At 34.9% G+C, this 20,536-nt stretch carries 20 protein-coding genes; 1 reads left to right on the top strand and 19 read right to left on the bottom strand.

Going from position 1 to position 20,536, the window contains the following annotated elements:
* Window positions 1–79 precede the first annotated feature (79 nt).
* Window positions 80–757 carry a heptaprenylglyceryl phosphate synthase gene (gene pcrB / locus LPB68_RS14605; protein ID WP_418303838.1) on the bottom strand — a complete coding sequence of 226 codons (678 nt, stop codon included), beginning with the start codon at window positions 755–757 and terminating at the stop codon, window positions 80–82.
* A 336-nt stretch (window positions 758–1,093) separates the two neighbouring features.
* On the opposite strand from pcrB, the gene LPB68_RS14600 reads away from it, so the two are divergent.
* Window positions 1,094–2,224 (top strand): Fic family protein, encoded by a 1,131-nt coding sequence (locus LPB68_RS14600; protein WP_068657434.1) that lies wholly within the window; start codon window positions 1,094–1,096, stop codon window positions 2,222–2,224.
* 79 nt (window positions 2,225–2,303) lie between these two features.
* On the opposite strand, the gene LPB68_RS14595 is transcribed toward LPB68_RS14600, so the two are convergent.
* From LPB68_RS14595 to LPB68_RS14510, 18 genes are all read right to left on the bottom strand, one after another.
* Complete coding sequence (locus LPB68_RS14595) at window positions 2,304–3,410, bottom strand: ImmA/IrrE family metallo-endopeptidase (RefSeq protein ID WP_068657436.1); 1,107 nt, start codon at window positions 3,408–3,410, stop codon at window positions 2,304–2,306.
* The gene (locus LPB68_RS14590) at window positions 3,403–3,741 is read right to left on the bottom strand and encodes a type II toxin-antitoxin system RelE/ParE family toxin (protein ID WP_068657438.1); all 339 of its coding nucleotides are present in this window, start codon (window positions 3,739–3,741) and stop codon (window positions 3,403–3,405) included. Before LPB68_RS14590 ends, LPB68_RS14595 begins: the two co-directional genes overlap by 8 nt.
* A gap of 329 nt (window positions 3,742–4,070) precedes the next feature.
* On the bottom strand, window positions 4,071–4,304 hold the full coding sequence (locus LPB68_RS14585) for a DUF3953 domain-containing protein (RefSeq protein ID WP_068657440.1): 234 nt from the start codon (window positions 4,302–4,304) through the stop codon (window positions 4,071–4,073).
* A gap of 346 nt (window positions 4,305–4,650) precedes the next feature.
* Complete coding sequence (locus tag LPB68_RS14580; RefSeq protein WP_068657442.1) at window positions 4,651–5,724, bottom strand: acyltransferase family protein; 1,074 nt, start codon at window positions 5,722–5,724, stop codon at window positions 4,651–4,653.
* 295 nt (window positions 5,725–6,019) lie between these two features.
* Window positions 6,020–7,426, bottom strand: coding sequence for an undecaprenyl-phosphate glucose phosphotransferase (locus LPB68_RS14575; RefSeq protein ID WP_068657444.1), 1,407 nt, complete (start codon window positions 7,424–7,426; stop codon window positions 6,020–6,022).
* Window positions 7,423–8,331: a glycosyltransferase family 2 protein gene (locus tag LPB68_RS14570; protein ID WP_068657446.1), complete on the bottom strand. Its 909-nt coding sequence runs from the start codon at window positions 8,329–8,331 to the stop codon at window positions 7,423–7,425. Before LPB68_RS14570 ends, LPB68_RS14575 begins: the two co-directional genes overlap by 4 nt.
* 122 nt (window positions 8,332–8,453) lie before the next feature.
* Entirely contained in the window at window positions 8,454–9,395 is a 942-nt protein-coding gene (locus LPB68_RS14565; protein WP_068657447.1) for a glycosyltransferase family 2 protein, read from the bottom strand.
* A 92-nt stretch (window positions 9,396–9,487) separates the two neighbouring features.
* Complete coding sequence (gene rfbD / locus LPB68_RS14560; RefSeq protein WP_068657449.1) at window positions 9,488–10,360, bottom strand: dTDP-4-dehydrorhamnose reductase; 873 nt, start codon at window positions 10,358–10,360, stop codon at window positions 9,488–9,490.
* Window positions 10,357–11,379: a dTDP-glucose 4,6-dehydratase gene (gene rfbB, locus LPB68_RS14555; RefSeq protein WP_068657451.1), complete on the bottom strand. Its 1,023-nt coding sequence runs from the start codon at window positions 11,377–11,379 to the stop codon at window positions 10,357–10,359. The genes rfbD and rfbB overlap by 4 nt, the downstream gene beginning before the upstream one ends.
* Window positions 11,380–11,393: 14 nt before the next feature.
* The gene (gene rfbC, locus LPB68_RS14550; RefSeq protein ID WP_068657453.1) at window positions 11,394–11,942 is read right to left on the bottom strand and encodes a dTDP-4-dehydrorhamnose 3,5-epimerase; all 549 of its coding nucleotides are present in this window, start codon (window positions 11,940–11,942) and stop codon (window positions 11,394–11,396) included.
* A 48-nt stretch (window positions 11,943–11,990) separates the two neighbouring features.
* Window positions 11,991–12,362 (bottom strand): GtrA family protein, encoded by a 372-nt coding sequence (locus tag LPB68_RS14545; RefSeq protein WP_068657524.1) that lies wholly within the window; start codon window positions 12,360–12,362, stop codon window positions 11,991–11,993.
* Window positions 12,346–13,281, bottom strand: a complete 936-nt coding sequence (locus LPB68_RS14540) for a glycosyltransferase family 2 protein (RefSeq protein ID WP_068657455.1) — start codon at window positions 13,279–13,281, stop codon at window positions 12,346–12,348. The genes LPB68_RS14545 and LPB68_RS14540 overlap by 17 nt, the downstream gene beginning before the upstream one ends.
* The gene (locus LPB68_RS14535) at window positions 13,268–14,359 is read right to left on the bottom strand and encodes a DegT/DnrJ/EryC1/StrS family aminotransferase (RefSeq protein WP_068657457.1); all 1,092 of its coding nucleotides are present in this window, start codon (window positions 14,357–14,359) and stop codon (window positions 13,268–13,270) included. The genes LPB68_RS14540 and LPB68_RS14535 overlap by 14 nt, the downstream gene beginning before the upstream one ends.
* 20 nt (window positions 14,360–14,379) lie before the next feature.
* Entirely contained in the window at window positions 14,380–14,940 is a 561-nt protein-coding gene (locus LPB68_RS14530) for an acyltransferase (protein ID WP_068657459.1), read from the bottom strand.
* Complete coding sequence (locus LPB68_RS14525; RefSeq protein WP_099458672.1) at window positions 14,940–15,356, bottom strand: sugar 3,4-ketoisomerase; 417 nt, start codon at window positions 15,354–15,356, stop codon at window positions 14,940–14,942. The genes LPB68_RS14530 and LPB68_RS14525 overlap by 1 nt, the downstream gene beginning before the upstream one ends.
* A 50-nt stretch (window positions 15,357–15,406) precedes the next feature.
* Window positions 15,407–16,762: a hypothetical protein gene (locus tag LPB68_RS14520; RefSeq protein WP_068657461.1), complete on the bottom strand. Its 1,356-nt coding sequence runs from the start codon at window positions 16,760–16,762 to the stop codon at window positions 15,407–15,409.
* A gap of 42 nt (window positions 16,763–16,804) precedes the next feature.
* Window positions 16,805–17,668, bottom strand: a complete 864-nt coding sequence (gene rfbA, locus LPB68_RS14515) for a glucose-1-phosphate thymidylyltransferase RfbA (protein ID WP_068657463.1) — start codon at window positions 17,666–17,668, stop codon at window positions 16,805–16,807.
* A 126-nt stretch (window positions 17,669–17,794) separates the two neighbouring features.
* Entirely contained in the window at window positions 17,795–20,494 is a 2,700-nt protein-coding gene (locus LPB68_RS14510; protein ID WP_068657465.1) for a YfhO family protein, read from the bottom strand.
* Between the last annotated feature and the right edge of the window lie 42 nt (window positions 20,495–20,536).

The raw sequence follows: 20,536 nt of genomic DNA, 5'->3' as shown, positions 1-20,536 counted from the left end.
TCCAGGACAATTCCGCCCCCTTCGCTAGTTTTAGCGTTATTCATCTTTATCAGCATAGAGTAATTGTGGTTTTGACTAATCATTTCACAACCTGTACGGTCTGCAATGCTTGTTCTAGATTCTCATAAATAATGTTACCGACTACAATCGTGTCGCTGACTGCTGCCGCTTGCTGGGCTGTGTGAAGGTCTTTGATACCCCCGCCATAAATAAGTTGGGCGTCCTCTAGTTCCTCATGTACTGCTCGTACCGTTTCCATATCGCCATAAGTACCACTGTATTCCAAGTATACAATGGGCAATGACATCAGCTTGTCCGCCACTTGCGCGTAAGCTACAACCCCTAATGGTTCAAGTTCGGTATACGCATCCGTCAGCTGTGCAACGGTGGAGTCAGCATTCAGAACAATATACCCTTCGGTAACGAGTAATTCCCAAGGAATCAAATAACCAAAACGTTCAATCGCCTGTTGCTGATGTCCTACAATCCAAGCAGGATTAGAACTATTCAATACCATCGGGATTAGATAGAGATCGAACCCTGGCACGATGGATTCCATATCGGATACCTCTTGTACACATGGCAATTCATAATGTCGAACCCGAGATAACAAATCTATCGTATTCTCATACGTTACCCCAGATGACCCACCTACCATTATAGCATCTGTACCGGACATGCATACTGCATCCAGACTCCGATCATCCAATTCACGATCTGGATCAAGCTTAAATACATGCCTCCAAGACTTCATCATTTCCTTCAATCCTCATACCTCCACGAATCTTCGTAAGACACTAAATCTAGTCTATGATAGTGAGGGGGTAGTGTCAATCTGTTCGCCTTGAATAGGAACGGATAAAGAAGTGAAAAAGGGACCCACAGATGGAACCCCCCTGTGATCATTCGTTCAATTGGATAGATTCAATAAATTATACTATTATTAGTCAATCTCCTCTTCTAAAAGAGAGTACAAATCCATATCTGCACTCTTATTGATGTTAATATTCAAAATAGAGAGCGACTATTGTATATTTCGATCTTTAAATGGTAATATCATGTATATAAAGCAGTAAATATTGGAGGAGATGAAATGGCTGCAGTTAAAGGGATTAAAAAATTGCCAGTTGTAGTACCTCAAGCACATATCTATGATTTGTTGATGAAGTTATCAGGAGTAACTGAAAAATTAGGACGATTAGATGAAAAATTCAAGAAATCTATTTTACGTACAGATTTTATAAATACATTGGCACTGAAGGAATCCGTTCAATCTACGAGGATCGAGGGAACACAAGTTACGTTTACCGATATGGTTGAACAGGCACATAAGCAGCATACAAAATCAGAACATAAAGAGGTTCAGAATTACCAGGATGCATTAAGAATAGGTCATGAACGTATTCTTAATGGTTATCCAATCTCTACTAGACTTATTTTAGAGTTACACACTATATTAATGGACGGCGCAAGAGGTACTAACGTATCTAAAGGAGAGTTTCGTAAGATCCAAAATTTCATTGGTCCTACAAATCGAATAGAAGATGCAGTCTATATTCCTGTACCTGCTCAAGAAATAGGAGATTATATGGAGAATTGGGAATTGTACGCGAATAAACATCCATACGGTGACAAGCTTCCTCATCCAAAGTTGAAAGAAAATGAAGTTGTTATTGATGAAAACGCACAAGCATTACTTAAAGTAGCTATTTTACATGCTCAATTCGAGTCAATCCACCCCTTTTTGGATGGTAATGGCCGTTTGGGTAGGATATTAATAGCTATATATATGGTTCAATCACAATTGGTGTCGAGCCCAATATTCTTTGTAAGTGAAGAATTAGAGAAGCAGCGTGCTAGATACTATCATTTATTGAATAGTGTGAGAGGCAATGATCCTGATTGGATTAGCTGGATCAAGTTCTTTATTAATGCTTGTGACCGTATGGCAGATAAGCTCTCAGCCCTATTGGATCGGGCTGAGCAACTAGCTAATGAAGGTCTTGACAAGTGTGATCGCCAACTTCAAAGAGATGTCTTTATTTACACTTTCAGAGAACCCAACACAACAGCTGTTCAAGTATCAGTACACTTTGGAGTAGCTATCACTACTGCAAGGAAGGCACTAAATGAGTTAAGTGATTTGGGTTTGATTTTCAAAAATACAAGTCAATTAAGAAATATTGAGTATTTCAACTACGATGTTCTTGATTTATTGAATTGATTGCACTGCGCCCAACCGGTAATGCCTGGACGAACGTGATGCTTCACCATATACTTTGGAATTTCATCGGGAAATTGGCTTATTCTTCGGTCCAAACATATCTTTGTTTCAATTGATTCAAATGACTGAATGGTATTATCCCATCATGTTGCAATCTGCCTACAACAATTCCTGGAGATACTCCAATTTCTGTGGCAAAGAGTTCTACATTCTGATGACTGTAATGGACCGATTTCTCTATAAAGTCCCTATATGAGGCGTGGGGAATTAACAATTGTGTTGCAAATTTATCAGCTTCCTCTTCTTTTTCTTCAAGCCCTCCATCATTCTTACACTCCAAGAAGGTTTCCTTTTTTCCATGTAAGATGATATGAGCGGCTTCATGAAAAAAAGTAAACCATAACCTATCATCCGATCTATATCTACCACTCAATTGGATAATAGCCTTGTTTGAAGATGTCCAATAGGTGGCTCCGTTTACCCTGCAACCCGGTAATTCCCTTATGATTACAACGGCAACTCCTACATCAGAACACTGTTGGATAAGTTCTGGTAAGAATTGATCAGGATTCGGCTCCTTCGTAAGAGTCTTAAGATCATTCTCAAGCAAGTATTTAAATTTAGTTTTATTAAATGGATTACAGATAATTTGTTCCGCTTCAATCTCCCCACGTCTTAACCATGAAGATATTGCTCCTTTATCACTTTCATACGATAGTGTCTTTCTGAAGGCCACATTGCCCGAAAGTTCATTTCCCCAAATCGCTTCCCAAGCCTCGGTAGTAGAAATTCTGAAGAACTTTAACACCTCAATGAGTTGTTCAATCGAATCCTTACATTCAGTTATCCAACCACGCTGAATCATATCCTTAACAGGGATATTTTTAAGGAAATCCACTTGGTTCTCTAATCGAGCTCGTTCTTTAATTCTAGCAAGCTTATCGCGATATTTCTTTTCAAGATTGTTCCATAATGCTGAAGGAACTCCTGTTGACTTCTCTAACTCCAATGAAGTTGCCGGAGTTATTTCGGCTTTTCCTTTAATAATTTCATTAATTGTCTTCACTGGCCTATTCATTCGTTTCGCTAATTCAGCTTGAGTCATACCAAGTTCTTCAAGTGTGTCTAGTAGTGTTTCACCTGGAGGAACAGCATAGTTAGGTTCATATTCATAATGATTAACCATGATAGTTCACCACCTCAATAATCATAATTTCTGTAATTCTAGTCTTATCAATTCCTCCATCCAATAACCTAGGGACAGGGTCATTAAGTGCTTCAAATATAATCCTAAACGGTTCTTTCACAGTAATAGAAAATTGATCTTTTCTATTTCCAGTTAATGCATGAAGCCTCGATGGGGGAACATGGCTTAGTTGCGATAGATTATCCGCAGCATGTAGTTCTGACATTCTTGTTCTAATCTTCCTAGCGTTATCAGGTCCCCAAGTCTTTATGGATTCCCTTTCATTATTCATCGCTTTCTCGATCTTGCTGTCTTTAAAGTATATATTCATTAGCATCCCTCGTCAATAAATTATTAACCTAAGGGGTTAATAATTTATTATGTATTTATAAAAAAAAGCGTGTTTATGAAATAAGATTCAATTCTATTATTAATACTTGCATTATACCAAACATACGTTCCTATTAAAAGAAAAAACAGCTTACATATGTGTGAATAATGTTTGTTCAGGATCATTGTTCATCTAGATGAACGACGAATAACCCGTAAGTTGGGCAGCAATATAGTAGCTGTCTAACTTACAGGTATCAGTTGGAGTATAATGTATCATTATTTTATTTAAGTTCCTTATTGTATTGTTTCATCAAACGTAAATTACCATTAGTATATGAAAAGGCTTTGTATAGAAACAAAAAAAGAAAATAACGAAATCACAATACTCATATACCAGAATTTCTTATGACTTTTACGAAGTTCTTCTAACCCTATTATCAACATAAATACACCTAATAAGAATACCATATACGTATTTAACTCAAAATGCTCAGTAATTAGCCCATAGCTAGCCATAATCATTGTAATGATGGCTACAATGTATTTAATGAGTTTTAGCAACCCAATGCACCCTCTTGAAATTATTTTATTCGAATTAATCTGAATCTGAGAATAACACAACCTTTATATTCGTTTATCGTGATGTACACTACAATACTAATCCCCCATTTTGTCTGGGACAAAATGAGGGATCTAATGATGCTTATTATTTTCATCAAGTGTATAGTTATCTCTGTAACGTGTTACACATTCAAGTATTTATCCAATTGGCTCATTGATTTAAATCATCCAACTTAAGGGTCATATTTAGAGTCTGAAGTTTTTTCATTTGGATTCCTTGTTGGCGATTATCATTCTAATACATATTTATTAACCTAATCTAAAGTTCGAGTATTATTCAGTAAATTTATTTTTTATAATTATCATATATATAATTTTTTAGTTTTTCGTATAGGATTCGAAAAATTACTGGAATAAAAAACATCGCAGAATAATACACAATCCTTTTTACCCATATGTTGGGCAATAAGTTAATTTCAAAACTAGTTAAAAATGTTTGAACAAATAAATGCCATAAAAAAATATCTAAAGAATACTTTCCCATTAATGTTAAAGCCTTAAAAGGATACAAAACAAATACAGGTATTCTATCTTGATGAATTTCTACTTTTTTAAAACACCAATAAAATAAGAAAAAACATCCTGCCGAGTATATGATAATTGATAAATTAGGTGGGTTCATTTGTAATTTGGGCACAAGAGAATCAATTCCTTCAGCATAATTGAAATTCCCTGCAACTCTTGCCCAATAGAATTCTTTTGTAGACCACAACCCGAACATTAGTGTAGTAATAATAAATGGTAATTGTACATTTTTAACTTTTGGAAAAGGCAGTGATCCAAATATTATTCCAGCTGTATAAACAAATAAATAACTTTGACCCAATGAATCTAATTTACCTATAGAATAATAACCTATTAAGAAAGTTAAAATTAATAATATAATTATTTTTAAATTAGTAACAACTCCCGAACTGTTTTTTTTCAAAATAATATTTACAAAGGCAAATAAAATTGGAGCCACACATATTAATACAATAAAGTATCGAAGGAAATATAGTGGTGGTGAAGCTGAAAATGTTAACAACGCATTAAATAACATATCCCATTCTAGCCCCGTCCACATATTACGTTGAGATAAATATGCGATAGTTACGACTATATATGATAATATAATTGGTTTTAATCTATTAATAATATATTCAGAAAATGAGTATCGTTCATTGGTTATAAAACTACTATTCAATTTTTTTAAAGAAAACGCTTGTGTCACACCAGCACAAAAAATAAATATCGTAACTGAATATAAAGTTAGTAACTGTATCCATTCTGAACTATGCAATAATCCTTGTTGATGACAAACTACTACAGCTATTATTGCCATTCCTCTAATCTGATAAAGCCAATTATATTTCCCCATAATAATTACCCCTAAATTTATTTTAGTTTCAATTTATGTTAAAGATCCTTGATTAGCAAACATAACCATTAGCACACAGTTATTATAAATATGCCTTTCAATTAGAATCTTCCTAAGAATAAACTTCTTTTCTATGAAAGTCCTTTAAGGACGAAGTAACTTCAGAACGACGATCAGGTTCTTAAACAAGCTATCTATAACCCACACACCCTCGTATAATTATCGTCATTCTATCTGAATGTGAAAAGAGAATGCTCCACAAGCATAATACTTAAGGAACAGTCTCTCCATCTAATCAATATGCATTGTTATTTTTAAACCCGTTCTTAATGGTCTTCATAATTATCCTAACATCCAACAATAATGTCCAGTTTTCGATATAGAATATATCATGATTGATTCGATCTTCGATCGAGGTATCACCACGAAGACCATTACTCTGCGCCCAACCGGTAATGCCTGGACGAACGTGATGTTTCACCATATACTTTGGAATTTCATCGCGGAATTGATCTACGAAATATGGACGTTCCGGACGTGGGCCCACGACACTCATATGTCCCATTAAGACGTTGAAGAATTGCGGAAGCTCATCAAGGCTTGTCGATCGAATGAACGTACCGAACTTCGTACGACGTGGATCATTCTCCACCGTCCATCCCGTATCCTCTCCCTCTTCTATCTGTTGCTTCATCGAACGGAACTTATACATCATGAAATGACGACGATTTAATCCGACACGTTCTTGCTTAAATATAATTGGACCTGGCGAGGTAAACTTAACCCCTAATGCTACTGCCAGCAACACGGGTGAAATTATAATAATGGTGCATAAAGAAAACACAATATCGAATAGTCTCTTGAACATTCGGTTACTCGCCACATCCAGTGGAATATCCCTTACGTTAATCATAGGCATTCCTGCGAAGTTATCGAAGTAAGGTCTTGCAGGTAAATAATCGAAGAAGTCCGGAATAATAAGCGTTCGCACTCCTGCTTTCTCACAATGAACGATAATTTTCTTATATTTCGAATGTGCATCCAATGGTAATGCTAGCACAACTTCATCAATGAGTTCTCTAGTAAGTATGTCCTCGAGATCATCCAGATTCCCAAGAATAGGACTGTAATGAGCAGTCTCAACATTATCCCATACCTGATTATCATCTAAGAACCCAACGACCTCATACCCTAGTTCAGGATACTGTTTCAGATTATTGAAGAATCGTTTACCTAGACTTCCAGCACCCACAATTAATACGAACTGTCGGTTGTAACCTTTTTCACGAAAATGTTTGAGCGAAGCTTTAAGGAAATAACGATAAAAAATAATAAAGAAGATATTGAGACCTAGATAGATCGCTAAATACACTCGTGAGATATCAATTTCTTTAACAACAAACATAATACTGATCAATAGAAACATACTAATAAAATGGACCTGTATGACTTTAAGAAATTCATCTGCGAATCTCTTTTTTCTCTTTGGTGAATATAACGTGATTACGATCCCTGTTAAAATAGTAATCCCGCCATAGATTAGACTCCATAGCATGTAACTTTCTATAGGCTTCGGAGTTTCATATGGAATCCAACCACTTTCGAACTTAAGCCACCAAGCGAGCAAGAATGACATCTGCACCACGAAGAAGTCAGATAAAATATATAATTTGGTCAATATGCCCTGATTTCTGCGAATCATAATCTTACCTCCACCTGATTGTCTGCTGGTTGCGAAGCCGGCTTATTTCGGGTTAATTTATTCTTAAGCCATGCCAACGTAAATTTCAAACCAATCCCTGTATAGATAACGCTATTGATTACCCAAGGGTAACGGGCTTTATAATGTTTATGATGAAAAATAGCCATCGCACGGTGAAACTCATAAATAATCTTGGTGGGTCTACGACGAGCACTTCCCCCTTTGAGATGGACGATCGTGGTAAGTGGATAATAATGAATACCCCATCCTGCTTGCTTAATTCGATAACACCAATCAATATCCTCGCCGTACATGAAAAAGGTCTCATCCAGTACTCCCACCTCAGTAATCGTCTCCCGACGAACCATCATGAACGCACCAACTAGACAATCTATCGGATACGCATCATTCGGATCTAGATGACCGAGTTGATACTGATTAAATTTCGGATGATCAGGGAATAATCTGGATATACCGAAAGCATAATAGAATGATGCGGAAGGCGTCGGGAATCCACGACGACAAGCCTTATCTAAAGTTCCATCTGGTAGAATAACCTTGCATCCCGACGCTCCCACGCTAGGATTCTCATCCATGAAAGTTATCATTGTCTGCAACGTATCTTCCTGTATGATTGTATCTGAGTTGAGAAGTAGAACATATCGACCTGACGCTATTTCCATGCCTTGATTGTTTGCTTTGGCGAACCCTGTATTATCCTGATTCGCGTTAATTGTCACCTGAGGGTACTCTAGGGAGATACTCTCAACTGATGAATCTGTAGAGTGATTGTCTATGAGAATGACTTCAAAGGTATATCTTGTTTTCGAAGCAAATACCGACTGCAGGCAGTCCAACGTCAGCTTGCACGTATTGTAATTAACGATAAGAATGCTTAAATCCATGTAAAAAGCACTTCCTGACAAAAATAGTAATCTATCGACAACATTATATCATACTAGGGATAGAACAGGAGAGTTCTTTGGTAAAGTGGAGGATATTAACATCACAAGCAATCTTTACTCGTTCAATTTGAACGCTTATCTCTCTTATTTGCAATCTCCTCACGCTTCATTCTTAGTAGACGTAACTGCCCCCAGAAAGAACTCCACGCACCAAGAACTTTAGGTTCTCGCAACAAAAAATATCCATTACTAGCAATCTCATAGGGTAGAATTCGTAGAATCGTTCCAACCATATTCGAACGTTCTACATTTTTAAATATCATTTTATATCGGTTAATATACGACGCTCTTCGTATAAAGAGAGGTTGTTTTTTTCGCCCCCCCTGTTTCCACCCTCTAGCGTGATAACCAATAGCATCTGCAAGGTAATAGGATTTCCATCCTAATAGCTGTGCACGCCATGCGACATCTACATCTTCTTTATATGCAAAGAAGTCACTGTCGAAGAATTCACCATGAATACTAATACTCTCGATCATTCTCCGTGAATATAGCGCAGCCGCTCCAGACACACCAAATACTTCTCCAGATTCATTCCACTGAGAAGAGGGTTCCCCTATTCCTCGATCAAATGCCCTACAATGTTTAGTCATGATTAAGCCTGTACTATCTACCAGTTCTAAATTGGAACTTAGTAGTAACTTCCCCGTAGCACTTCCGATATCAGACTGCTTCTTCATCTGAACAATCAGTAATTTGATATAATTCGGATGTAATTTCACATCTGGGTTCAGTACCAGTACAAAGTCTGTCGATGATATTTGAATAGCTTGATTATGAGCCGGGGCAAAGCCTACATTCACTTTATTCTCCACAATTTCAATACTTTCATTTTGTTGTTGAGAATAAGACTTCACTTGTTGTACTGTATCATCGGATGATGCATTATCAACCACAATGACCTGCTGAATGGGATACGATTGAGAATTTAAGGCTATTAAACATGTTGAAATGTCTTCAGCACTATTATAAGTTACGATATGTACACTAACCGTACTATTCATAGGGAGTCTTTCCTTTATCCATTAGATTTGCTTCTAATTATAACTGAAACCCTCGATCATTTGTGAAAAGATCGAGGGTTTCATCGATATATTTATTTAAATTCAATTGCATTCCATTGATGTAAGAAGTCTTTAAGTCCTTCCCGCCATGGACGTAAATCCTGCAATCCATTCGTTCGAATAGATAGATGCTCCATCATCGAGTTAGCTGGACGATGCGCCGGACGAGGAAATTCATCTGTTGAGCATGGCTCTGGTTGAGCGATAATGTCAATCCCCAACTCACGAGCTTCTTCAAAGATTGCCTGCGTGAATTCATACCAAGTACATGCATCACTATTGGAAGCATGGTATACACCATATTTCTCAGTAGTCATGAGCTCTACTAAGAAGTTGGCAAGATCAACTGTGTAGGTTGGAGAGCCTTTCTGATCATGAACAACTTTCAGAGAAGGTTTCTCTTGACCGAGACGTAATATCGTTTTCACGAAATTATTCCCGTATACACCATATACCCAAGACGTTCTAACGATGAAATATCTTGATGATAGGCTCTGTACGAGTACCTCTCCTGCACGTTTGGACTTTCCATAGATACTCTGAGGATTCGTGTTATCATACTCTTGATATGGCTCTGCACTAGTACCATCAAATACATAATCGGTACTAATATAGATTAGCTTCGAACCGATATGTTCAGCAGCAACCGCTATATTCCTCGTGCCTACGGCATTCACCCTGTAAGCTCCATCGATATCTGTCTCAGCCGCATCCACCGCTGTAAATGCTGCACAATGAATGACGACATCCGACTGATATTCTCCGATCACTTGTTGGCACTGTAATAGGTCTGTAATGTCCAACGCAGCTCGGTCACAACCAAGTACTTCATACCCACTATTCCGTAGTAGAGTAACTACATCTGTACCTAACTGACCGTTAGCTCCGGTGACAAGTGCTCTCATAGAGAATCCCCTAGTCGTTCACCATATTGCTTAAGCTGATATTGTTGGTATTCACCCGATTGAATACGAATCCACCATTCTTGATTATCCAAGTACCATTGGATGGTCTCTTTAATTCCTGTTTCGAAATTATGCTTCGGCTTCCAACCCAACTCTTGAGTAATCTTCGTTGGATCTAAGCCATAACGACGGTCATGACCTAGGCGATCTTCAACATGGATGATGAGTGATTCTGGTTTATTCAATTCTTGTAGAATCGTCTTCACAATATGAAGATTGGTCCGTTCATTATTACCACCAATATTGTATACTTCACCTACACGACCTTGATGAATAACAAGATCAATTGCACTACAATGATCTTCAACATACAGCCAGTCACGAATGTTTAGACCATCACCGTAAATTGGTAAAGCCTGATCACTCAATGCACGAGAAATAATCAATGGAATTAGCTTCTCAGGGAATTGATATGGACCATAGTTATTAGAACAACGAGTAATGTTCACAGGAAGCCCGAAGGTCTCATGATACGCACGAACTAATAGATCCCCACCAGCTTTACTAGCTGAGTATGGGCTATTTGGTTCTAAAGGTGTACTCTCCATGAAGAGGCCGGTCTCACCAAGTGATCCATAGACTTCATCAGTAGATACTTGTACATACTTCGTCACTCCATATTTCTTAGAAGCATCAAGTAGCACTTGCGTGCCTAATACATTGGTCTTCACAAACACTTCAGGCTCTAGAATACTCCGGTCTACATGTGATTCTGCTGCAAAGTTAACAACCACATCAACACCTTGGCTGATCAATTCATCCATAGCTTTAACATCTGTAATATCTGCTTTGACGAAAGTATAATTAGGATGATTCTCACTTGACTTCAAATTCTCTAGATTTCCTGCATATGTTAAAGCATCTACGTTGATAATTTGGTAATTTGGATGCTGCTGCAACATATAGATTACGAAATTACTACCAATAAATCCGGCCCCGCCGGTAACAAGAAGTTTCATTTAAAAATATCCTCCTACTCAAAGTTTAATTCTGCGTCTTTCAACAACGGATGGCGTTGATCCTTGTCCGAAAGAATCGGGCTTGACGTAGGCCAATCAATCCCCAAAGCTGGGTCGCTCCATAGTATACCTCGATCATTCTCAGGTGAATAATACTCATCAACTTTATAGAATACTTGGGTATTTGGAACAAGTGTGCAGAAACCATGAGCAAAGCCTCTGGGAACTAATAGTTGTCTTTTATTATGTTCACTGAGTATTGTAGCAACCCATTGACCGAAAGTAGGAGAACTTCGTCTAATATCAAGAACTACATCATAAATTGCACCTGTTACTACCCAAATCAATTTAACCTGAGCTTTAGGATTGAGTTGATAATGAAGACCTCGAAGCACTTCTGGCTCTTTTGAAAAAGAATGATTATCTTGAATGAATTTATGTTCTATTCCATTTCTCTGTAAGAGACTTTCATTATAACTCTCTAAGAAAAATCCCCTTTGATCCATATGAACAACTGGTTCCAATAACTTAACTCCGCTCAATCGCAGTGATGCCACATTCATTAACAATCCCCCCCTCCTATTCCATTCGTACACTTTACCTATACTATCCTATCTTCCTTTAATAATGTATTTTGAAAGCAAATAGGTTATCGGCATAGTAAGAATAACAACAATTATTGGTACAATTTCAGCTGGCAATTTAATGTATTCAACTAGTAAATGAAGTATTACTAGATTCATCAAATATTGAACCAAGTAGACCACTGGAAATTTTATAAACTTTAAAAATGTCACCTTTTCCTTGAATACAAAAAATGTATTTAAGTAATATGACAAAAATATCCCTAAGACATACGAGATAGTATAGGATATCATATACTCCCATAACAAAAGTAGTAATAAATAAATCCCATAGGTAGCGACTGTATTTATCCCGCCACTAATAATAAACTTCAGAAACTCTTTATTTATAAACCTCATCCACAATGTAGGACGGTCTTTTTCTGCTTTCATCAAGTATCCTCCAAAGATATTCTCCTATGATTCCAAGCATGGTCATAATTATTCCGAGTAAAAATGTAATCAGTGCTATAATCGTTGTCCAGCCTTGAAGTTCGATCAAACCAAATAGTGTACATATAGTAACGAATATTCCGTAGAAGAAACTTATAATAGCAGTAATTAATCCAATAAAAGACATAAATCGAATAGGCATGTAGGAAAAACTTACAAATGAATCTACAAATAATTTAATTTTTTTTGATAATGTCCATCGGGATTTTCCAAGCTTTCTTTCTTGTCTTACGTAAGGAATTAACTCTCTCTCATGTCCTGTCCAATAAATTAGACTCATAATATTCGTATTTTTTTCTTTCATTTCAAGTATTTCATGAACTACTTGTTTATCTATTAATACAAAATCAAATCCACCTTTAGGATAATTCTCAAGGGCAAATCTTTCTAACAAATAATAATATGAATTAGAGAACATTCTTTGCGAAAGTGACTCATCACGTTGAGATCTAGTTGCAAGCACCACTTTTTTTCCCGTTTGCCATAGACTAATCATGTCTCTAAATAATTCAGGCGGATCTTGTAAATCAGCCGATATAATACCCACGCAGTCACCAGTTACATACTCAAGACCTGCTTGAATAGCAGACATAGATCCAAAATTTCGACTTAACTTAATTACCTTAATTCTTGGATCCAACTCTTTTGCTTCAAGCAACAATTGTAATGAATTATCTTTTGAGCCATCATCAACAAAGACAAACTCTAATTCACAATCTGGTAGAAGCCCTTGAAGACCTTGCAATTTAGGAATGGTTATAGGAATATTTAATCCATTAAAATATACTGGAACAACAATCGAAAATTTAAATTTAGCGGTAGTCATTAATTGCCTCCGTAATATATACTACATCACTCATTTCAAGAACTGGACTGATAGGAATACTTACGACCTGAGAATGGATTTGTTCAGAAATAGGGAAACTCATATTCTCCCACTCTTTATATGCTTCTTGTTTATGAGGTGGAATAGGATAGTGAATCAACGTCTGTATTCGCTTATCGTTCATAAATTGCATAAACCGTTCTCTATCAGTTACCCTGACCACAAAGACGTGCCAAACGTGAGACTCGGAGCCATTTTCAACAACTGGAAGAATCACATTTTCATTTGAAATATTATCAAGATAGTAATTTGCAATATCTCTACGATACTTATTATCAGCGTTTAAATATCTTAACTTTTCACACAATATAGGAGCTTGCAATTCATCGAGTCTACTATTATATCCCTTATAAAGATTCTCGTATTTCTTGTTTGAACCGTAGTTTCTTAATGCAAATAGTTTTTTATACAATTCCTCATCATTAGTTGTAATTGCACCAGCATCACCTAGAGCACCTAAATTCTTACCTGGATAAAAACTAAATGCTGCTGCATCACCTAAATTACCTGACATCTTCCCTTTATATATAGCACCATGAGACTGAGCACAATCTTCAATTATCTTCAGATTATACTTTTGGGCTAAATAGCGTATAGGATCCATATTACATGCCTGACCATATAGATGTACCACCATAATTGCTTTAGTATTTGAAGTAATCTTTTCCTCGATTTTCGCAGGATCAATATTGTATGTTAATATATTGGGTTCAACTAAAATAGGGGTTGCTCCATTCGCGGAAACAGCCAATATTGATGCAATATAAGTATTCGATGGGACAATAACCTCATCTCCAATACCAATATCGTATCCGCGAATAATTAATTCTAGTGCATCTAACCCATTGGCTACACCAAGACAATATTTATTTTCAGTAAAATTAGCGAAATCAGTTTCGAATTTTTTTACTTCCTGTCCTAAAACATACCATCCCGAATGAAGCACATCCTTCATTCCATTTAATATTGCTTCTTCATGACGCAAATTTATTTTTTTAAGATCTAAAAAAGGAATCACATATCTCACCTGTCTCGTTATTATTGATATTCTCTAACGCATTCATTATCTATTAAATACTTTTTTTTACAATGTGGACATGTTAGTTGGTCATCTAATTTCTCACCACAGCTACAAATATAATCTTTGAATTTTGCCGGATTACCATACCATAGTGTGTTATTGGGAATATCGCAAGTTACCACAGAACCCGCACCTATCATTGCATATTCACCTATTGTATTTCCTGCAATAATTGTTGCATTGGCACCTATTGATGACCATTCCCCCAAGATTGTTTTTAGAAATGTTCCTGGATATTGCTTTGATCGTGGTCTTAGATCATTTGTAAAAGTAACGTTTGGACCTATAAATACGTTATCACTTGCTCTTACTCCATCCCAAATATACACACCAGATTTTACAGTTACGTTATTACCCAAAATCACGTCATTCTCGACAAATGTATGATCATTAATATTACAATTCGAACCAATCTTTGCTCCAGGCAAGATGTGAGCAAAAGCCCAAATTCGCGTATTTTCACCAATTTGATCAGTTTCAACAATAGCTTGCGGATGCACAAAATAGTTCTTTTCCATTAGCTATACACCTCTATAAATTTGGTATATTCTCTTATATAATCCTCACTATCGAATAAATGAGAAGCCAGAACAAGTAGCACACAATCGGAGGAGAAGTTATACATTTCATGCCAGTCATTAGGCTCCAATAGAAGCGCTTTAGTTGGTGAATTCAATACTACTTCTGTCTTTCTATCAGTGTTATCTAAGGAAACTGTACAACTCCCCGATACTGCAACTAGTACTTGTCTAGTTTTATAATGAGCATGTTGACCACGGCTTACTTCACTAGCAGTTCCATAAATATAAAACACACGTTTGATATCAAATGGGATTGTACTGTTTTCTTCGATAACGGTTAATAAGCCACGTTCATCGCCTAGCTGGTTAAGTTCGATTATCTTACTGCTATTAGACATTGAAATATCCATCATCTTGTAATCCTCCAAATTCAAGTAATCTTATTAATTTTTATAAATAGTTGCTAGAAGATATTATCTAGTGTCCAATTTATTCTACCAGTAGAGCTATCTAGTAAAAACGAACACTTAAGCAATAATATTAAAATTATAATACAAATTAGTACGATTAAACATAATTTCAAGTATTTTGGTAATTTAATACCTTTTGTGTTTTTTCCGAAAATATTGTTCACAATTTGCTGTACACCAAAGCCAGCAAAAGGTAGAGCGATAAGAAATAAGGGATATCCAAATCTAGCTTCTATTACTGTAGTCCCTAAGAATAAACAGTACCCTAAAAAGGAAAGCACTAATGAATAAATAATAAATTTCTCTTTCACATTCCTTTTTCTATGTTTCACGGCCCTATATAGACCACATCCTGATAAAATCCAAAAAAGGTATAAATAAAGAGAAGCTGGGACTCTTGTAATTGGATAAAAATTCCTTATATATGTATCAACATAACCCCAATCCAAAACTCCAAATACATGAATCATAAAAATAGAAATAAATGCAATAAAATCATTGCTCATTAATTCATAAATACTCGTATTATCAACAATCAAAAAAGGAGATCTAAATACTAGAGACGCCTCTTCATTCGGAATAACAACTGTCCCATATTTCAAATAAGTAGCAGCAAGTTTACTCTGAAATTCATAAAGATCCATATGAATTAATGGAGTCCAATGATTAAATTGTACTATATTATTATATAATTGCGGAAATATAATCAAAATGGGCATGATCATCGCAATTAAGGTGTTTTTATAGCTTATATTATTCAAGATTTTTTTACGAAATACTAGAATTACTAGAATTATCGGTAAAAAAATTATTGACGATGGTCTTATCATAATAGCAGCATATATAAAGGCAAATATCTTATAATTTATTTTATTCTGACAGTCATCAAATATTGCTGCTAACAGAGATAGTATAATTAGGCAACTAGCTAGTAAATCAGTTAACAATAAAGTAGTTGATTGTATAAGGTACAAATTAAATGCACCGAAAAAAAGAATAGAATAATATATAAGGTAATTGTTGGAATGATATAAACACGTGTTAGCAATTTTTTTAACCGTATATTGATAAACAATAAATTGAAAAATACTCATCATTATTTTAACAACCGCAATATCCCCATTAGAAAACATACTAAACATAGAAATAATTAATGGATAAAGATAAGTTCTCAAGGGTTCATTAATATTAAATAATCCATCATTTAATATTAACTTACTTACATGCACATACCCAATTTCATCATAATAGTTCACTCGGTAATTTAAATTCAAATAATATATAAATATTCCAGTTGCTAGACTGTATATTGACAGTGTTATTAATTTTTTTTTATTAATATTAAACAAATTTATCCCCCTAATGGAAATCAACATAATATAAAGTTACTTTTAGTTTACTAAATCAATTAGATATTTTCCATATTCATTTTTCAACATACTATTTCCTAACTTAATTATTTGATCCTTAGATATATATCCCATTGTATATGCAATCTCTTCTAAGCAGGCAACTTTATATCCTTGTCTTTTTTCAATAGTCTCAATAAAATGAGATGCTTGTAGCAATGATTCATGAGTGCCTGTATCTAGCCAGGCAAATCCCCTTCCGAGTATTTCTACTGACAGTTCCCCTTTTCTTAAATAGGCATTATTAATGTCTGTAATTTCAAGTTCTCCACGTTCTGAAGGCTTGATTGATTTAGCAATTTGAACAACTTCATTATCGTAAAAATATAATCCTGTCACAGCATACTGAGATTTAGGGTGATTCGGCTTTTCTTCAATCGATAAAGCATGAAAGTTATCATCAAATTCTACAACACCAAATCTAGCAGGATCCTTAACTTTATAGCCGAAAATAGTAGCACCATTTTCTTTTTTTACTGATTTCATCAACATTTCCGAAAAACCTTGACCATAAAAAATATTATCTCCCAATACTAGTACGACACGATCCTGCCCAATAAATTTTTCTCCAATTATAAATGCTTGAGCCAACCCATCAGGAGTTGGCTGAACAGCATATTTAATTGAAATCCCAAGATCAGATCCATCTCCAAGTAATTGTTCGAACCTCGGTGTATCATCTGGAGTAGATATAATTAAGATTTCCTTAATACCTGCCAACATAAGAACAGATAAAGGATAGTAGATCATTGGTTTATCATATACAGGTAATAGTTGCTTAGAGACTGCTTTGGTCAGAGGGTAGAGCCTTGAACCGCTCCCTCCTGCTAATATTATTCCTTTCATTACATTCACCCATTTCATTAATATTATGTTCGGAAATAAGTTCCCTATTGTATCTACAACACAATGCTTTTCAAGAATGTTGCAGATATAATAGACCTAAGTTAATTTACCGACAAGACAACATCATCATGTAATCTTTCTTTTTTTTCTTAATAATATAATTACATATAGAATTGTAACTGCGAATAATAATAATCCAATATACAAGCTTAATGGCTGATAGCGAAATTCAACATTATACTCTCCTGCAGGAACTATTATCCCTTGAGTTAGACCATTTACTTTGTATACCTTTGTTTTCTTTCCATCAACATAAGCATTCCAACCCGGAAAAAAACTTTCAGAGAAAACAACAAAGGCTTGGCCTTCAGAAGAAACCTTTGCTGACGCAAAACCCGCATTATATTTGACATCCTTTATTTCAGCCAAAGAATACTTATTAGCATTTAAATCATTCACAATACTAATTTTATGGAGGTCAAGATCAAATATGTTCGAGTAATCCTTGTCACTTTCTAAGGTTTCAGACAACGAGTAAATTTTAGGGAGAACTTTCAAATTTTCATATATCGAATATCCGGCGTTTGAAGTCTCCTTTTTATAAATTAAATTCACCTCATTGTTCACACTATATTTTTCGAGTTTCCAACTATCTATATCAATACTATCTTTCGAGAAAGAAAATATACGATAGTAAACTTTCTCTGGAAGATCAGAACCAGAATATATATTTTTGGAAAATTTAATCTTACCATTAATATTAACATTCATTTGCTGACTATCATTGTCATAATTTTCTCCATACAAATCTACATATACTAACTCTTTAGGAGGAGTTTTAAAATCAATAGATAATCGATACATAGTGTTAGGTTCCAGAGTAAGTTCTTCCTGTAATATTGAAGGAATCCCTACACCTAATGAAGAGGGTAATTTAATTTCCTTAGATTCAAATACAGTTGACTTTTCAGAATAATTTGTTGAGTTAATATTGTCTATCTCAGCATTCAACTGATCGGGTACTATAATTAACTTTGTATTTAAGCTTGAAATTAATTCGTTATTTCTCAATAATTCCGAATAACTATTATTCATTCCTCGCTCATTGAATTTTGTAATATCAATATACTCTTGTGGTAAGAATGTCGTAAAACCATTTAGTAAATTTAGTTCATTGATTATATTTCTATTTGGCCCTATTCCAATATCAGACATATCCGCACGCTCATTAATCACTGGCCAAATACGTTCGTTATTGTCCGATTTTTCTTTAGCTGATTCAGCAAGGGAATTTATCGAGCTATCTTTTGTAAAAATATTTTCATGATAAAATGAAAACGAATGTAGATCTAGTAATAGAAACAAAGTTAAAAATAACAACATGTACTTACTTTCGAGCCTAGTAATCTTTTTGAGTAAAACAAAGACTATCAATGACATAAGCATTATAACAAGTGGTATTATTACAGCTGGATTTTTATATGAAGTTATATAAAGTAGCTGTTCAAGTGTATGCCCTTTTATAATAAGATTTTGTCCTAACGAATTATTGGAAATAACACCTAGAAGCTTATGAATAATAGAAATACAAGCAATAGATATCAACAACGTAATTCCTACTAACTTTGCCGTCATTCTATACGTTGGTGTATTGAGGCCTTTGTTTCTTATAAGGATATCAACTTGTTTGGCAAATAAAACAGTTATTCCAAAACTGAACCCGAAAAGGAATCTTGCAGAAACTCTAAACGAGTTATAAAGAGGAACGTGAAACATTATTTTATTTAAAACTGGAATTGATGAACCCAAGGCAAGTATTAGTACAATAATACTAATAATGATCCAAGTCTTCACATAATAGTCTTGTTTATATTGCTTAATACATACTAATACAGCAAATATCAAAGGGATAATTCCAATATACAATGCAAACTCAGTTAAATTTCCCGGTCCAAAATAATTATAATTATATAGGCTTAGTGGACTATTAGGAATATGAACACCAAATATATTAGGAAAAAAAAGTGTTGTCAGTGAAGTGAACTCCAAAGAATAGCTGGAGAAGTATTCATAATCTATTTTCGTACGACCAGAGTAAATTGCTAGCACTAGCAATGGAATAAGTTGAATCGCAGTAACTCCAATTGTGATAATAGAAAAATGAAGTTTATCAATGAACCAATTCTTGATAGTCTTATATTTTTTAATTGAAACAATAAAATAAATCAGTAAAATAATTGCTGTATATAGTGCTATTTGTGGAAATCCGGCAAATATCTGCATTGAGTATGATAAACTCATTAGTACAATAAAGACTTTCTTTTTGGATTGTAGCAAACACTCATAAAAGTACAAAATCAGCGGCAACCATACAATAGAATTCATCACGGTTACATGACCTAGCTTAGCATTAATAACTCCAGAAAACATGAAGACAATTCCACCAATGTAAGCAGCTTTCCAATCTAAATTAATTTTTTTCAGATACAAATAGGTAAACAGACCTGCTAATGTTAAATGAAATAAAAACATATAATTAAAGGCGAATTTAAAAGGGAATATTAAATAAAATAAAAGGTTAGGAAAATAAAAAATTGCATTTTGAGTATCTGCATGAAATGGCGTTCCTAAATTGATATAGCTATTCCACAAAGGTAATTTCCAATTGGAAATAGACTCAGCGAGTAGATACCTTATCGGAGCATAAGAAACGTAACCATCTCCAGGCGCCCAATATCCACTTGATCCGAGGAAATTAAAATAAAATATAAATGGAATAACAAAATATGAAAATACTACAAAGTACCCTTTTTTTTTTGATAACATATCGAATATCACCCCTCATAGTAAAATACTTGTATTGCTCAT

This window comes from Paenibacillus crassostreae (assembly GCF_001857945.1).
Lineage (GTDB): Bacteria > Bacillota > Bacilli > Paenibacillales > Paenibacillaceae > Paenibacillus_AQ > Paenibacillus_AQ crassostreae.
Note: the sequence above shows the minus strand (reverse complement) of the source record. Positions and strands in the feature narration are given on the sequence as shown.

Bases quoted from the DNA above. Each gene is read 5' to 3' on its own strand.
- pcrB (WP_418303838.1), bottom strand. From the start codon at position 757: ATGATGAAGTCTTGGAGGCATGTATTTAAGCTTGATCCAGATCGTGAA.
- LPB68_RS14600 (WP_068657434.1), top strand. From the start codon at position 1,094: ATGGCTGCAGTTAAAGGGATTAAAAAATTGCCAGTTGTAGTACCTCAA.
- LPB68_RS14595 (WP_068657436.1), bottom strand. From the start codon at position 3,410: ATGGTTAATCATTATGAATATGAACCTAACTATGCTGTTCCTCCAGGT.
- LPB68_RS14590 (WP_068657438.1), bottom strand. From the start codon at position 3,741: ATGAATATATACTTTAAAGACAGCAAGATCGAGAAAGCGATGAATAAT.
- LPB68_RS14580 (WP_068657442.1), bottom strand. From the start codon at position 5,724: ATGGGGAAATATAATTGGCTTTATCAGATTAGAGGAATGGCAATAATA.
- LPB68_RS14575 (WP_068657444.1), bottom strand. From the start codon at position 7,426: ATGATTCGCAGAAATCAGGGCATATTGACCAAATTATATATTTTATCT.
- LPB68_RS14570 (WP_068657446.1), bottom strand. From the start codon at position 8,331: ATGGATTTAAGCATTCTTATCGTTAATTACAATACGTGCAAGCTGACG.
- LPB68_RS14565 (WP_068657447.1), bottom strand. From the start codon at position 9,395: ATGAATAGTACGGTTAGTGTACATATCGTAACTTATAATAGTGCTGAA.
- rfbD (WP_068657449.1), bottom strand. From the start codon at position 10,360: ATGAGAGCACTTGTCACCGGAGCTAACGGTCAGTTAGGTACAGATGTA.
- rfbB (WP_068657451.1), bottom strand. From the start codon at position 11,379: ATGAAACTTCTTGTTACCGGCGGGGCCGGATTTATTGGTAGTAATTTC.
- rfbC (WP_068657453.1), bottom strand. From the start codon at position 11,942: ATGAATGTGGCATCACTGCGATTGAGCGGAGTTAAGTTATTGGAACCA.
- LPB68_RS14545 (WP_068657524.1), bottom strand. From the start codon at position 12,362: ATGAGGTTTATAAATAAAGAGTTTCTGAAGTTTATTATTAGTGGCGGG.
- LPB68_RS14540 (WP_068657455.1), bottom strand. From the start codon at position 13,281: ATGACTACCGCTAAATTTAAATTTTCGATTGTTGTTCCAGTATATTTT.
- LPB68_RS14530 (WP_068657459.1), bottom strand. From the start codon at position 14,940: ATGGAAAAGAACTATTTTGTGCATCCGCAAGCTATTGTTGAAACTGAT.
- LPB68_RS14525 (WP_099458672.1), bottom strand. From the start codon at position 15,356: ATGATGGATATTTCAATGTCTAATAGCAGTAAGATAATCGAACTTAAC.
- rfbA (WP_068657463.1), bottom strand. From the start codon at position 17,668: ATGAAAGGAATAATATTAGCAGGAGGGAGCGGTTCAAGGCTCTACCCT.
- LPB68_RS14510 (WP_068657465.1), bottom strand. From the start codon at position 20,494: ATGTTATCAAAAAAAAAAGGGTACTTTGTAGTATTTTCATATTTTGTT.